Origin of the sequence: Corynebacterium mustelae (assembly GCF_001020985.1) — a bacterium.
Lineage (GTDB): Bacteria > Actinomycetota > Actinomycetes > Mycobacteriales > Mycobacteriaceae > Corynebacterium > Corynebacterium mustelae.
On the sequence record NZ_CP011542.1, the window covers coordinates 1,337,783 to 1,351,397 of the forward strand.

At 51.7% G+C, this 13,615-nt stretch carries 16 protein-coding genes; 15 read left to right on the forward strand and 1 reads right to left on the reverse strand.

Features of this window, described 5'->3' with window-relative positions:
* Positions 1 to 33: 33 nt before the first annotated feature.
* The 12 genes from CMUST_RS06245 to CMUST_RS16325 all read left to right on the forward strand — a co-directional run bounded on the left by CMUST_RS06245 (position 34) and on the right by CMUST_RS16325 (position 9,922).
* Entirely contained in the window at positions 34 to 495 is a 462-nt protein-coding gene (locus CMUST_RS06245; RefSeq protein WP_047261789.1) for a hypothetical protein, read from the forward strand.
* Between the two features lie 563 nt (positions 496 to 1,058).
* Entirely contained in the window at positions 1,059 to 1,850 is a 792-nt protein-coding gene (gene atpB, locus CMUST_RS06250) for a F0F1 ATP synthase subunit A (RefSeq protein ID WP_047261790.1), read from the forward strand.
* 96 nt (positions 1,851 to 1,946) lie between these two features.
* Positions 1,947 to 2,192, forward strand: a complete 246-nt coding sequence (locus CMUST_RS06255) for an ATP synthase F0 subunit C (protein WP_047261791.1) — start codon at positions 1,947 to 1,949, stop codon at positions 2,190 to 2,192.
* A gap of 30 nt (positions 2,193 to 2,222) precedes the next feature.
* Positions 2,223 to 2,792, forward strand: a complete 570-nt coding sequence (locus CMUST_RS06260; RefSeq protein WP_047261792.1) for a F0F1 ATP synthase subunit B — start codon at positions 2,223 to 2,225, stop codon at positions 2,790 to 2,792.
* Positions 2,793 to 2,797: 5 nt separating this feature from the next.
* Positions 2,798 to 3,616, forward strand: a complete 819-nt coding sequence (locus CMUST_RS06265) for a F0F1 ATP synthase subunit delta (protein WP_047261793.1) — start codon at positions 2,798 to 2,800, stop codon at positions 3,614 to 3,616.
* A 61-nt stretch (positions 3,617 to 3,677) separates the two neighbouring features.
* Positions 3,678 to 5,306 (forward strand): F0F1 ATP synthase subunit alpha, encoded by a 1,629-nt coding sequence (gene atpA, locus CMUST_RS06270; protein ID WP_047261794.1) that lies wholly within the window; start codon positions 3,678 to 3,680, stop codon positions 5,304 to 5,306.
* A gap of 54 nt (positions 5,307 to 5,360) precedes the next feature.
* Complete coding sequence (locus tag CMUST_RS06275) at positions 5,361 to 6,338, forward strand: F0F1 ATP synthase subunit gamma (protein ID WP_047261795.1); 978 nt, start codon at positions 5,361 to 5,363, stop codon at positions 6,336 to 6,338.
* Between the two features lie 3 nt (positions 6,339 to 6,341).
* On the forward strand, positions 6,342 to 7,784 hold the full coding sequence (gene atpD, locus CMUST_RS06280) for a F0F1 ATP synthase subunit beta (RefSeq protein ID WP_047261796.1): 1,443 nt from the start codon (positions 6,342 to 6,344) through the stop codon (positions 7,782 to 7,784).
* 13 nt (positions 7,785 to 7,797) lie between these two features.
* Positions 7,798 to 8,169 carry a F0F1 ATP synthase subunit epsilon gene (locus CMUST_RS06285; RefSeq protein ID WP_047261797.1) on the forward strand — a complete coding sequence of 124 codons (372 nt, stop codon included), beginning with the start codon at positions 7,798 to 7,800 and terminating at the stop codon, positions 8,167 to 8,169.
* 263 nt (positions 8,170 to 8,432) lie between these two features.
* Positions 8,433 to 8,909, forward strand: a complete 477-nt coding sequence (locus tag CMUST_RS06290) for a DUF2550 domain-containing protein (protein ID WP_236690172.1) — start codon at positions 8,433 to 8,435, stop codon at positions 8,907 to 8,909.
* 32 nt (positions 8,910 to 8,941) lie between these two features.
* Positions 8,942 to 9,637: an endonuclease NucS gene (gene nucS / locus CMUST_RS06295; RefSeq protein ID WP_047261799.1), complete on the forward strand. Its 696-nt coding sequence runs from the start codon at positions 8,942 to 8,944 to the stop codon at positions 9,635 to 9,637.
* Complete coding sequence (locus CMUST_RS16325; protein ID WP_083987439.1) at positions 9,638 to 9,922, forward strand: hypothetical protein; 285 nt, start codon at positions 9,638 to 9,640, stop codon at positions 9,920 to 9,922.
* Between the two features lie 59 nt (positions 9,923 to 9,981).
* Here CMUST_RS16325 and mce read toward each other — a convergent pair whose 3' ends face one another.
* Positions 9,982 to 10,440: a methylmalonyl-CoA epimerase gene (gene mce / locus CMUST_RS06300; protein WP_047263436.1), complete on the reverse strand. Its 459-nt coding sequence runs from the start codon at positions 10,438 to 10,440 to the stop codon at positions 9,982 to 9,984.
* 168 nt (positions 10,441 to 10,608) lie between these two features.
* Here mce and CMUST_RS06305 point away from each other — a divergent pair, with 168 nt between their 5' ends.
* From CMUST_RS06305 to CMUST_RS06315, 3 genes are all read left to right on the forward strand, one after another.
* On the forward strand, positions 10,609 to 10,920 hold the full coding sequence (locus CMUST_RS06305) for an MTH1187 family thiamine-binding protein (RefSeq protein WP_047261800.1): 312 nt from the start codon (positions 10,609 to 10,611) through the stop codon (positions 10,918 to 10,920).
* A 97-nt stretch (positions 10,921 to 11,017) separates the two neighbouring features.
* Entirely contained in the window at positions 11,018 to 11,968 is a 951-nt protein-coding gene (locus tag CMUST_RS06310; RefSeq protein WP_047261801.1) for a tetratricopeptide repeat protein, read from the forward strand.
* 11 nt (positions 11,969 to 11,979) lie between these two features.
* Complete coding sequence (locus tag CMUST_RS06315) at positions 11,980 to 13,569, forward strand: peptide ABC transporter substrate-binding protein (RefSeq protein ID WP_047261802.1); 1,590 nt, start codon at positions 11,980 to 11,982, stop codon at positions 13,567 to 13,569.
* Positions 13,570 to 13,615 lie beyond the last annotated feature (46 nt).

Below are 13,615 nucleotides of genomic sequence, written 5' to 3' on the forward strand. Positions count from 1 at the left end.
CAAAGTTCAGGGGGTTCGGTAGAATCGCCCGGTGTGACTAGCAGCAACAACAATACAGATCTAGGTGCTTCATCATCGGCGGAAGAAGGTTCCCCATACGATGATCAACGGAGACCGCTTTTCCGGGCTTTAAAATTTGGCTCAATAGCGTTGGTTATTATCACCATAATTTCTCTAGCTGTGTGGGGATCGTTCCGGGATCTGCCAGGGATCTTGGGGGTTTTAGTCGGCGCCGCCATCGGAGGTGGATTCGTTCTTCTTACCGTCGTTAACGTCCTTATTACTGCTAAAACGAACGCTTCCGTGACCGGCGCCGTGGTGCTGGGAGGCTGGTTGCTAAAAATCGTTGTTGTCTTTATTGTGCTGTATTTTCTTAAAAACAAAACCTTCTACGACCCAATCGCACTATTCGTAACGGTTGTGGTTTCGTTGGTCGTTGTGTTGGGAACCGAAGTGTATGGAGTCATAACCTCAAAAGTCACATATATTAGCTAGGTAGCATCCTTATTTATTGGTTCAATCCCACCCAGACATAGCCTGCAGTGCATAGCTATGCGGTGGGATTTTTTTCTTTCATGTCCCTAACAGGGGAGGGCAGAAAAATGTGGGAATTCCGGTGGGGGTGGAAGCTTCCCAGATCGCGCCACCTTATAACGGGGTGGGTTGAGCATGGTCATGCTTGCGGTAACTGGCGTGAAAACGTAAAAACGGGAGTTTTAGGGGTAATAAAATTACCCCCGACTATTTTTGTGATAAAGCTTACAATTAGACGTTCTTCCCTGTTCAGTGGGGGTCGATTGAGATGCTGATTATCGGGGGTGAATTACCCCTAGAAACATGTGGGAAATATTGGGTTTAGGCTGCTAGTCTAATCGGTGGGTTTATTTGGAATATTCGCAGCCTTGTGGGATGTTCCGACAATTGTCCCCTGCGATCGCCATGCTGATGTGCGACGGAGTCCGTGGTGGTTGCAGAGAGTTTATAGACGTCCATCGCACCGTGACTTTCCACTTAAAGTCGCGGCCCGAACACGGGAGAGAACGCTGAGCGTTACAACTTTGTCCTTCAAGGGTGAGTTCCACGCACCCTCGCTCGGACACGAATTTTTCCCGGATGCCCTGTGGTTCGCCGATGTGGCGAATGGCTGGTTCACAATCGACCGTCTGATGTTCGTCCGCCTGTTGATGGCAGCGATTCTGGCTATTTTCTTCCTCGTTGCAATGCGGAACCCGAAGTTGATTCCTTCTGGTTTGCAAAACGTTGGTGAAATCATGCTGGATTTCGTTCGGATTCACATTGCTGAAGAAATCCTCGGCAAAAAAGAAGGTCGCCGATTCCTACCGGTATTGGCCACGATCTTCTTTGTCGTGTTGTTTATGAATGTGCCTTCGATCATTCCGTTCCTCAATATTTCGCCAAATGCACGAATTGGTATGCCATTAGTGCTGGCGTTGTTCGGATATATCGCTTTCATTTACGCAGGTGCTAAGCGGTATGGCTTTTTCAAATATTTGAAGAGTTCTGTGGTTGTTCCAAATCTCAATCCACTACTTCATATTTTGGTCATCCCGCTGGAGTTCCTCTCCACGTTCATCTTGCGCCCTGCCACGTTGACTGTGCGTCTCATGGCAAACATGCTTGTTGGACACATCATCTTGGTTCTGCTGTTTTCTGCTACAAACTTCTTCTTCTGGCAGCTCAACGGCTGGACCTCGCTGTCCGCTCTCACAATTGTTGCGGGCATTGCGTTCACACTCTTCGAAATGTTGGTTATTTTCCTGCAGGCATACATCTTTGCGCTGTTGGTAGCCGTATATATTGAATTGTCCCTGCACGCAGACGAACACTGACCTAAGTGCATCCAATCGGATCACCAAGTCTTACACAAACCAAAACTCATCGCTCAACACCACGCGTTGGGCAACTAGAAAGGGAACGACACTCTCATGAACGAAGTCATTCTGGCTCAGGAAGCTGCGCAAGCAGGTATCAGCGGTTCCATCGCTACCGTAGGTTACGGCCTGGCAACCATCGGCCCAGGCTTGGGTATCGGCATCCTCGTCGGTAAGGCTCTCGAGGGTATGGCACGTCAGCCTGAGATGGCTGGCCAACTGCGTACCACCATGTTCCTTGGTATCGCCTTCGTTGAGGCTCTTGCCCTCATCGGCCTCGCTGCCGGCTTCATCCTCTAATACCCAACGACACACGAAAGCAAGAGATTCATGACGAACGTCATTAATTTTATGGCAGCCGGAGGCGAATCCCTCCCGCTGGAAGAGCAGCCAAATGTTCTTCTGCCAGCTGCATACGACATCGTCTGGTCCCTCGTTGTGCTCGTTGTTATTGGGCTTCTTTTCTGGAAGCTCGTTCTCCCGAAGTTCCAGGAAGTCCTGACCGAGCGTGAGGACCGGATCAAGGGCGGCATCCAACGTGCTGAAGCTGCGCAAGCTGAAGCAAAGGCAGCCCTTGAGAAGTACAATGCTCAGCTCGCTGAAGCCCGTGCTGAAGCAGCAGAGATCCGCGAGGAAGCACGCCAAAAAGGTAAGCAAATTGAAGCTGACCTAAAGGCGAAGGCTACCGAGGAGAGCGCCCGCATCATCGAGTCCGGTGAAAAGCAATTGGCAGCGCAGCGCGAGCTGGTTGTCGAAGAGCTTCGCCGCGAGATGGGACAGAACGCTATCAATTTGGCTGAACGCCTCATGGGTGAGCAGCTGTCCGAGGACGTTAAGCGTTCCGGCACCATTGATCGTTTCTTGGCCGAACTCGACACCGTAGCCCCAGCAGGAAAGTAGGCACCATGCACGCAGCAAGTCGCGACGCATTGGCGTATGTATCCGAATACCTCGACAAGTCTTTATACGAGTCGGGTAACGCCGTAGCTGTTGCCGCCCAGACTGGCAGCGAATTGTTTAGCATCGTGGATACTCTCGACGGAGACCGCACGTTGCGGATCGCAGTCGCAGATTCCGCACTTAAGTCTGAACAACGTTCTGGTCTGGTTTCTGCTGTGTTCGCCGGTAAGGTTTCCCAATTCACACTTGAGCTGCTTATTGTTGCGGCTCGTCAAGTGTGGTCCACCCCGCGGGAATTCCGCGCAGGTTTGGTGGAACTGGGACGCCGCGCACTCCTGCGGTCCGCAGACAAACAAGGTCAACTGATGCAGGTAGAGGAAGAACTCTTCCAGCTATCTCGACTCCTGGACAAGGAAGCACAATTGACTTTGCGTCTCGATGATCGCAGTGCAGATCGTGCCGCGAAGCGCGACCTGTTGGCGAAGGTGTTGTACGGCAAGGTCACTGCGGTGACAGAAGCCCTCGCACTTCAAGTTATTGGCCGCCCAGAAAACAACGCTATTGACGATATCGACGCATTGTCGAAATTCGCAGCTTCCCTACGGGACTGCGAGGTTGCCTACGTTGTTTCTGCAGCGCCGCTCAATGACACACAGAACCAGGCACTGGCAACGAAGCTAGAGCGCATCTATGGTCGTGCGATGTCCATCCACTCTGAGGTTGATCCCAGCCTCCTCGGCGGCATGGTTATCCGCGTTGGCGACGAATTAATTGACGGCAGCACCTCGGGTAAACTCGAGCGGTTGCGCGCTAACCTCGTCTAAAACACGACTTTTTAAATAAACGAAGTAATTGCTGGAAAAAACTACCGAGAGCAGGAAGAACATGGCGGAGCTTACGATCTCCTCCGATGAGATCCGTAGCGCGATTGCGAACTACACCTCGAGCTACTCCGCGGAGGCCTCCCGTGAGGAGGTCGGCGTGGTCATTTCCACCGCTGATGGTATTGCCCAGGTATCTGGTCTTCCATCTGTAATGGCAAATGAGCTGCTCGAGTTCCCAGGCGGCGTTATTGGCGTCGCACAGAACCTCGACACCGACCGCGTCGGCGTCGTTGTCTTGGGTAACTACGAGACACTTAAAGAAGGCGATGAAGTAAAGAGGACTGGCGACGTTCTCTCCATCCCGGTCGGCGACAAGTTCCTCGGCCGCGTCATCAACCCACTGGGTCAGCCTATCGACGGCCTAGGGGCCATCGAAGCTGAAGAGGACCGTGTCCTTGAACTGCAGGCACCATCTGTGCTGCAGCGCCAGCCAGTTGGTGAGCCTATGCAGACCGGCATCAAAGCTATTGACGCCATGACCCCCATTGGCCGTGGTCAGCGTCAGTTGATCATTGGTGACCGTAAAACCGGTAAAACCGCTGTCTGTATCGACACCATTTTGAACCAAAAGGCAAACTGGGAAACCGGCGATAAGACCAAGCAGGTGCGCTGCATCTACGTGGCTATTGGCCAGAAGGGTTCCACCATTGCCGCAGTGCGCAAGACTCTAGAAGAGCATGGCGCGCTGGAATACACCACCATCGTTGCAGCACCTGCATCCGACTCCGCTGGTTTCAAGTGGTTGGCCCCGTTTGCCGGTGCCGCTTTAGGGCAGCACTGGATGTACCAGGGGTACCACGTGCTGGTCATTTACGATGATCTGACCAAGCAGGCTGAAGCTTACCGTGCTATCTCCCTGTTGCTGCGTCGTCCGCCGGGCCGTGAGGCTTACCCAGGTGACGTTTTCTACCTGCACTCCCGCCTGTTGGAACGTGCTGCTAAGCTTTCCGACGACATGGGCGCAGGTTCCATGACCGCACTGCCGATCATTGAGACCAAAGCTAACGACGTCTCCGCCTTCATTCCTACCAACGTAATTTCCATTACCGACGGTCAGGTGTTCTTGGAGTCCGATCTGTTCAACCAGGGTGTCCGGCCAGCAATTAACGTTGGTGTCTCGGTTTCTCGTGTTGGTGGTGCAGCCCAGACCAAGGGTATGAAGAAGGTTTCTGGCTCCTTACGTTTGGATCTCGCTGCCTACCGTGATCTTGAGGCATTCGCTACGTTCGCTTCCGACCTCGATCCAGCCTCCAAGGCTCAACTTGACCGTGGTGCACGCTTGGTTGAGTTGCTCAAGCAGGCTGAAAATTCACCGCAATCCGTCGAACACCAGATTATTTCTATCTGGCTTGCGGGTGAAGGCGAATTCGACAACGTTCCCGTCGAAGATATTCGCCGCTTCGAGGCAGAACTGCATGATCATCTTCACTCATCGGCCCCCGAGGTCTATGAGCAAATTGCTGGTGGTGCCCAGCTCTCGGAAGAATCCCAGAACACACTCATCGCTCAGACCGATGCCTTTAAGAGGTCCTTCCAGACCACCGATGGTACTCCGGTTATCAACGAGGCTGAGGTTGATGCCTTGCCTGCTGAGCAGGTTAAGAAACAAACGCTGACGGTCAAGAAGTAAGAGATGATCCTTACTAAGATGACCCATCAAACGAAAGGAAGGAGGCGTTAAGATATGGCTAGTCTTCGCGAACTACGTAACCGTATTCGTTCGGTCAATTCGACGAAGAAGATCACAAAGGCTCAGGAGCTGATCGCAACTTCGCGCATCACCAAGGCCCAAGCCCGCGTGGAAGCTTCTGAACCATACGCCACCGAAATCCACAAGGTGATGGAACGTCTGGCCTCAGCGAGTTCACTCGACCACCCGATGTTGCGCGAACGCGACAACGCAAAGCGCGCAGCTATCTTGGTTGTCTCCAGTGACCGTGGAATGTGTGGCGGCTATAACTACAACGTGTTCAAAAAGGCAGCTGAGTTGGAAAAGCTCCTGACCGAAAAAGGTTACGAAGTAGTTCGCTACATCACGGGCAACAAGGGTGTTGGTTACTACAACTTCCGTGGCGGCAACTATGCAGGTGCTTGGACCGGATTTTCTCAAGATCCAACATGGGCTGGTACTCATGATGTTCGCCGGCACCTCATTGATGGCTTCCTGGCTGGTTCCGAAGGCACCGCCAGGTATCGTGAGGGGCTAAATTCTGAGGAAGGCGAAGCTGTTCAAGGCTTCGATTCGGTGCACATAGTGTATACCGAATTTGAATCCATGCTGACCCAAACCCCACGTGCTCATCAGCTTTTGCCAATCGTCCCGGTAGTGGAGATCGAGGAAATCCCGCAAGGCGACGGCATTTTGGATAATGTCGGCGAGCCTGAGCCAGATTATGAGTTTGAACCAGATGCAGACACTCTGATGGAAACACTGCTTCCGCAGTATGTGTCTCGTACCTTGTTCGCGATGTTCCTTGAGGCCTCGGCTTCGGAATCGGCTTCTCGTCGTAACGCGATGAAGTCTGCTACTGACAACGCCACGGAATTGGTCAAGGACTTGAGCCGTGTGGCTAACCAGGCACGTCAGGCACAGATCACCCAGGAAATCACAGAGATCGTCGGTGGCGCTGGTGCGCTCGCCGAAAGCGGAGAAAGTGACTAGATTATGACCACAGCTCTCACAGAGCAGAACACGCAGCAGGCTGTTGCCGGCCGCGTCGTGCGCGTCATCGGTCCGGTCGTCGACGTGGAGTTCCCGCGCGGCGAGCTACCGGCCTTGTATAACGCGCTGACTGTCGAGGTCACCCTCGAAGCAGTCGCTAAAACCATTACCCTTGAGGTTGCTCAACACTTGGGCGATAACCTTGTGCGTACCATTTCGATGGCGCCTACCGACGGTCTCGTTCGCGGTGCTGTTGTAACCGACTCAGGCAAGCCAATTTCCGTGCCAGTTGGTGACGTCGTTAAAGGACACGTCTTCAACGCACTAGGTGACTGCCTCGACGAGCCAGGTTTAGGTCGCGATGGTGAACAGTGGGGCATCCACCGTGATCCACCGCCATTCGACCAGCTTGAAGGTAAGACTGAAATCCTTGAGACCGGTATTAAGGTTATCGACCTGCTTACCCCTTACGTTAAAGGCGGCAAGATCGGCTTGTTTGGTGGTGCCGGTGTGGGTAAGACCGTTCTTATCCAGGAGATGATTACCCGTATCGCTCGCGAATTCTCCGGTACATCGGTGTTCGCTGGTGTGGGTGAGCGTACCCGTGAAGGTACCGACCTCTTCTTGGAAATGGAAGAGATGGGTGTGCTTCAGGATACCGCTCTTGTCTTCGGACAGATGGACGAGCCACCAGGAGTGCGTATGCGCGTTGCGCTGTCCGGTTTGACCATGGCAGAGTACTTCCGCGATGTCCAGCACCAGGACGTGCTTCTGTTCATTGACAACATCTTCCGTTTCACCCAGGCAGGTTCCGAGGTTTCGACCCTGCTCGGCCGTATGCCTTCTGCTGTGGGTTACCAGCCAACCTTGGCTGACGAAATGGGTATTCTCCAGGAGCGTATTACCTCAACCAAGGGTAAGTCGATTACCTCGCTGCAGGCCGTTTACGTCCCTGCTGACGACTACACCGACCCAGCTCCAGCAACCACCTTCGCTCACTTGGACGCGACTACCGAATTGGACCGTGGCATTGCATCGAAGGGTATTTACCCAGCTGTGAACCCACTAACCTCCACTTCTCGTATTCTCGAGCCAAGCATTGTTGGTGAGCGTCACTACGAAGTGGCACAGCGAGTAATACACATTCTGCAGAAGAATAAGGAACTTCAGGACATCATCGCCATCCTCGGTATGGACGAACTGTCCGAAGAGGATAAGATCACCGTTCAGCGCGCTCGTCGCCTGGAGCGGTTCTTGGGTCAGAACTTCTTCGTGGCGGAGAAATTCACCGGTATCCCAGGTTCCTATGTCCCATTGAGCCACACCATCGACGCTTTCGAGCGCATCTGCAACGGCGACTTCGACCACTACCCAGAGCAGGCCTTCAACGGCTTGGGTGGCTTGGACGATGTTGAAGCTGCATACAAGAAGATGACCGAAAAGTAGGGGAGGCGAGCACATGGCTGACGTCACCGTTGAACTGGTGTCGGTGGAGCGTATGTTGTGGTCTGGAAAAGCCACGATCGTTACCGCACAAACCACCGAAGGTGAGATCGGTGTGCTGCCTGGCCATGAGCCGTTACTCGGCAAACTTGTCGATAATGGCGTCGTGACTATTCGCCCGACCGAAGGCGACAAATTGGTTGCCGCAGTGCAGGGCGGGTATCTCTCCGTCGATAAGGATAAAGTCACTATTTTGGCAGATTTTGCAATTTGGTCCGACGAGGTAGATTCCTCTAAGGCAGAATCGCTGCTTAAGGATAGTGATGAGGACATCCGAGCACGTGCTGAGGCCGAGCTAAAGGCAGTCCGCAGGAGTGCGGAGTCTTAATGCCCCTTATGTTTATGCGGTTTTAAGCTTCCACCAGCGGTTAAAACTGACCCCCATTTTCCATGAAACCCTAGCGGGTAATGGAGATGGGGGTCATTCGTTTGTCTGATATAGGGATAACAATATAATCGGGATTTTTCGTGCAATTGATTTGCGGAGTAAACTTTGCGGATATACGAGAAAACCTTAGAAATCTCCATCTTTGTTTGATGTACAAGCGTGTTTTTAGGTGACGAAAACTAGCGGCGTGAGGGGTGTAGCAGGTGTCAACCGTCATGTGGGTTACAGCAGCGTATTGGGGGTTCGTTGTGGTTTTTCTCGTCGTTGTGGGGTTAGGGGCTTATCGGTTTTTTCGCATTCGTTCAAGCGGCATTCCAGTGATCATGCGCCGAATGCCAGCCGAAGGCAATCATGGTTGGCGTAATGGATTATTGCAATATGCCGGTAAAGAAGTGAAGTTTTACCAAATTCGTTCGTTAAGCCCAGCCGCTGATGCGGTGTTTGACCGCTACGAGGTGCAGTTAAATGGTCAACGGGACTTAAAGGCACACGAAGCCTCCTTCGTGCCTTTTGACACGCCGATCATGATGTTTAGCCATAATGGTGTCAATTATGAGGCCCAAATGTCCACCCATGGCCGTATGGCGTTTGTTTCCTGGGTTGAGGCAGCCCCGGATTCTCGCACGGATAAAATCAGCCCAAGCGAGTTAAAACGTCGAATGCGGCACAAGAATCCCTAAGTCTGGTTGTAATTCGACTACGCTTGTTCAGCATGCGCCTTGTTATTGCTAGATGTTCCGTTGATTATGTGGGCCGGTTGGAAGCACACCTGCCCTCGGCTGATCGGTTGCTTATGGTTAAAGCTGATGGTTCCGTATCTATTCATGCTGATGACCGGGCTTATAAGCCGCTGAATTGGATGACTCCGCCATGCACGTTGACTGAGCTTGATCGTCCAGAAAATTCAGACGGTTCGGAAGAGATGGCTGCTTTCTGGGTGGTTGAAAATAAGAAGGGTGAGCAACTTCGGATTACCCTTGAGGCTATCCATTCCGATTTGTCGTATGATCTGGGCGAGGATCCCGGGTTGGTGAAAGACGGGGTAGAGGCACATCTTCAGGAGCTTTTAGCTGAGCATATCGAAACACTCGGCGAGGGCTATGATCTGATTAGACGAGAGTATCCCACTCCAATTGGTCCCGTGGATATTCTGTGTCGGGATAGCGGTGGGGGAACCGTTGCGGTTGAGGTAAAGCGTCGTGGCGGCATCGATGGCGTAGAACAGTTGAGCCGGTACCTAGAATTATTGAACCGTGATTTGCTCTTGGCCCCAGTCGAAGGAGTTTTTGCTGCCCAGGAAATTAAACCGCAAGCACGCACGCTGGCGGAAGATCGAGGTATTCGGTGTGTAGTTTTGGATTATGATTCGCTGCGCGGAATTGAGTCAACGGAATTGCGGTTGTTTTAAGTGGCTAGAAAGAACAGGCGTCGTGCGGAACTCTCTCGTCAGTTACCTGTGAACGGTGCGAGCTTTTTAGGGGTTAGTGAAGTAACTGGTCCGCGTTGGACTAATGGGGCAACGTTTTTCGTTCGCCAGATTGGTAGCCACGCTGCGGTAAAATTCTACGTGTGCCCTGGATGTAATCAGAATATTCCGCCGGGCATTGCTCATGTTGTTGCGTGGCCGAAGGATTTTGGTCGCGGTGCGGAGGACCGTAGACATTGGCATACGCCGTGTTGGGAGCGTCGATAAGCAAAAATAAAAGTTCCTTGACACATCTCGAGGTGTTCAAGGAACTTTTTTAGTTACTTTTAGGCGACAGGCTGGGTGATTTCTAGGAGCACACCACCTGCATCTTTAGGATGAACGAAGTTGATCTTTGCGCCGCCAGTGCCAACCTTTGGGGCTGGGTAAAGCAACCGGACGCCTTGTTCTTTCAGATGATCAGACAATGCGTCGATGTCGGAGGTGCGCAGGCACATCTGCTGCAAACCAGGGCCTTTCTTATCGATGAACTTGGCGATGGTCGATTCTTCATTCAACGGCGCAAGAAGCTGAATCATGCCATCCGTGGAGCCGAGATTTTTCGGCCCGATCATTGCTTCGACGACGCCTTGTTCTTCATTAGTTTCTTGGTGGTGGTTAACCCAGCCAAAAGCGGAACGGTAGAATTCAACTGCAGCATCAAGATCAGGGACAGCAATCCCAACGTGATCTAAACAAACGACAAGTTCGTGGGGGATTTCGATTGCAGAAATGTCATGACTCATAATCGCCATAGTAGTAGTGTGTGGAGTGATATGCCTACGGTCTGGCTGTGAAAAATCTCAAATATTCATTGTCGTCACATTCGTAATCAACGCAAATATTGTTCGTTTCCCTTTTCTACACATACAAGGGACGAAAATCATGCGCGGAACCAGATACAATCAAAAACCATGATCATTGCTTTCTCAGTCGCACCGACAGAAGTCCCCAACGCCTATGCCGAAATGAGTGAAGCTGTTGCAGCCGCGGTGAAGGTAGTGCGCGAGTCTGGGCTTCCTAATGAGACCAATGCCATGTTCACCCTGATTGAAGGGGAGTGGGATGAGGTTATGGCGGTTGTCAAGGCCGCCACCGAAGCGGTTTTGGCAGTGTCGCCTCGGGTAGGGTTGGTGCTTAAAGCCGACATTCGCCCTGGGGTTTCGGGACAGTTGCGAGGCAAAGTGGAATCTGTTGAACGCCATCTTATTGATTTTGAGAAATAAGAGATCAAAAGATGTGGTGGCGTTTGGTTTTCGGTATTCTGCCACTATATAAACTTTATTTGCGCACGTGTTGATTTTACTGACTAAAGGATATTGAGTGACTTTTCCACAATCCACCCCTAACCGTTTTGTCGCTGGCGCCATCGACCTAGGGGAGGTGAAAGCTCGTGCCGAGGCACGGGCTCAAGCCGAAGCACAAGCTAAGGCGACTAGCGGCGGTGAAACGGGGCCGGGAGTTGAACTAGTAGCGACATTGACGATGGATAATGTTGAGGAAGAGTTAATTAAGCGTTCAGCTCAAGTGCCTGTCATCGTCTTAATTGGCACATCGCGTAGTCCAGACTCTGAACAACTACAAACAGATTTCAGGTTATTGGCACATCAAGCCGGTGGTACCTTCGTATTTCGATACATTGATGCTGATGCGACGCCTCAAGTGGCCCAAATGTTTGGCATAGCGGGATTGCCTACTGTGGTGGCGTTGGCAGCGGGACAACCTATCGCAAATTTCGAGGGGGGACAGCCATTAGCTGCGCTACAGCAGTGGGTTGAAGCCGTCGTTGCCGCTGTTGCTGGCCAGCTTCCCGGCTTGTCTGCAGCATCAACGGAATCCTCCGGTACGACAGGTTCGGCGGAGGATTCCCGCTTCGCGCCTGCGACCGAAAAACTCAATGCCGGTGATTTTTCAGGGGCGATTGAGGTGTATGAGTCGATTCTTGCTCAAGACCCGAAAAATGCGGAAGCATTAGCTGCACGTGATAATGCACGGCTGTTGATGCGGTTACAGCAGGCTGATCGCAACACTGATCCGATTGCTGCGGCAGATGCTGAGCCACATAATGTTGAGCGAGTTTTTGCAGCCGCTGACGCGTTGATTGCGGCAGGCGATGCCGAAGCTGCGTTTAGTCGGTTAGTCGTCGCATTGTCGCAGATTCCCGAAGAGAAACTATTAATTCGGGATCGGTTATTGGAACTATTTGCGCTTTTCGACGCCGCAGACGTCCGCGTTCTAAATGCACGCGCGCAAATGGCAAACGCGCTGTTCTAGCGTGGTGCACTATGCGTAACTATATACAAACTTTGGCGGCTTTAACCATCATCACGACAAGCGCATCATTACTAACTGCCTGCTCCGCGATTGAACCGGACATCAATCCTTGTGTCGTTCAAGTAAACGGCGAAGAACCTGAAGTGCGGGTGACACCAGGAATGACCCGCGACGCGGCGGGCTTCCGCATTTTGAAGATGATTTCATCCGGTCTAGTGCATTTAGACTCCGACAATAACGTTGTCATGGACTTGGCCAAATCGATCGAAAAAACATCACCAACAACGTACCTTGTCGAATTACAGCCAGGTTTAAAATTTTCTGATGGCTCCCGCATCACCGCCCGAAGTTTCGTGGATTCGTGGAATTTTATTGTCGCGACGGACGAACTCAACACGGAATTTTTCCAGCCAATCGCAGGTTTTTCTGAAAAAACGCCATCTATGCGGGGGCTAACGGTAACCAGCGACACAACTTTCAAAATTGAGCTGTCTAAGCCTACCCCGGACTTTTTAGTGCAATTGAGTCATCCGGTGTTTTCTGCTCAACCTGAATCCGCGTTGAAAGAAGACCAGGTTTTTAATCTGATGCCGACAAGTAGCGGCCCCTATGTGGTAGAAACATGGGTTCGTAACCAGGCGCTGAAGCTACGCGTGAATCCGGAATACAAAGGCCCCCGTAAAGCTGTAAATGACGGGGTGACGATGAATTTCTTCATAGGCCGGAAGTTGCCCTTCGAAGAATTGCAGCGTGGTTCTCTTGACGTTTTCGACAACGTCAATGGGTCTGATATTGAAAAAGCGCGAAAAGATTTTGGCTTCTACGCCAAGCCAGGTGCTGCCGTTTTAGAATTGAGCATTCACTCGGAGACGCCGCATTTTCAAGGAATCGAAGGCAAACTGCGTCGTCAAGCGATTTCCTTGAGTATTGATCGAGAAAAAATTGCGAAAGATACATTGAAAGGTACTTTCGAGCCTGCATATTCATTTGTACCGCCAGGAATCCCTGGGGTTGATGCGTCGATCGGGGTGGAAGGCTACGATCCGGAGCGGGCCCGGGAACTGTGGGCTCAGGCAGATTTGATTAATCCCTTCGATTTCGAGGTGCCAGTGCATTACAACTGGGATTCTGGCGATAATCGCGCGTGGGGACCGGAAGTTGCGCGACAGTTGAAAAATAATTTGGGTATTAATGCTTTCCCCGAACCCGGCTCGGATCATGCGCGATTCCGCTATGACTATCATGACGTACGGTTTAACGGTGTTTATCGCACAGGTTGGCGCGCTGATTTCCCGTCAATTCGAAACTATTTGGAAAATAACTATGCTTCTGATGGGGTGTCAAATGATGCCAAGTACTCGAATGCAGAAGTCGATGACCTGTTAAAACAAGCCGACGCAGCGCAGTCTGAAGATGAAGCAATGGCGTTGTATAACAAGGCGCATGAGTTAATAGTTGCGGACCTTCCGGCTATACCATTCCTGTTCCCAGTGGTGAATGCAGCGTGGACGACACGAGTTAGTGACGTTGGTTTTGGGTTTGATACGTTGCCGGAATACCACCGCATTACAATTGATGATAATCAATGTAACAAATCGTAGATATTTTGCTTTTAAAATATTTGATTGCGGGATTAAAATGCGGTCT

What these genes read in the sequence shown, in the direction of transcription:
- CMUST_RS06255 (WP_047261791.1), top strand. Translation starts at nt 1,947, where the DNA reads ATGAACGAAGTCATTCTGGCTCAGGAAGCTGCGCAAGCAGGTATCAGC.
- CMUST_RS06260 (WP_047261792.1), top strand. Translation starts at nt 2,223, where the DNA reads ATGACGAACGTCATTAATTTTATGGCAGCCGGAGGCGAATCCCTCCCG.
- CMUST_RS06265 (WP_047261793.1), top strand. Translation starts at nt 2,798, where the DNA reads ATGCACGCAGCAAGTCGCGACGCATTGGCGTATGTATCCGAATACCTC.
- atpA (WP_047261794.1), top strand. Translation starts at nt 3,678, where the DNA reads ATGGCGGAGCTTACGATCTCCTCCGATGAGATCCGTAGCGCGATTGCG.
- CMUST_RS06275 (WP_047261795.1), top strand. Translation starts at nt 5,361, where the DNA reads ATGGCTAGTCTTCGCGAACTACGTAACCGTATTCGTTCGGTCAATTCG.
- atpD (WP_047261796.1), top strand. Translation starts at nt 6,342, where the DNA reads ATGACCACAGCTCTCACAGAGCAGAACACGCAGCAGGCTGTTGCCGGC.
- CMUST_RS06285 (WP_047261797.1), top strand. Translation starts at nt 7,798, where the DNA reads ATGGCTGACGTCACCGTTGAACTGGTGTCGGTGGAGCGTATGTTGTGG.
- nucS (WP_047261799.1), top strand. Translation starts at nt 8,942, where the DNA reads ATGCGCCTTGTTATTGCTAGATGTTCCGTTGATTATGTGGGCCGGTTG.
- mce (WP_047263436.1), bottom strand. Translation starts at nt 10,440, where the DNA reads ATGAGTCATGACATTTCTGCAATCGAAATCCCCCACGAACTTGTCGTT.
- CMUST_RS06305 (WP_047261800.1), top strand. Translation starts at nt 10,609, where the DNA reads ATGATCATTGCTTTCTCAGTCGCACCGACAGAAGTCCCCAACGCCTAT.
- CMUST_RS06315 (WP_047261802.1), top strand. Translation starts at nt 11,980, where the DNA reads ATGCGTAACTATATACAAACTTTGGCGGCTTTAACCATCATCACGACA.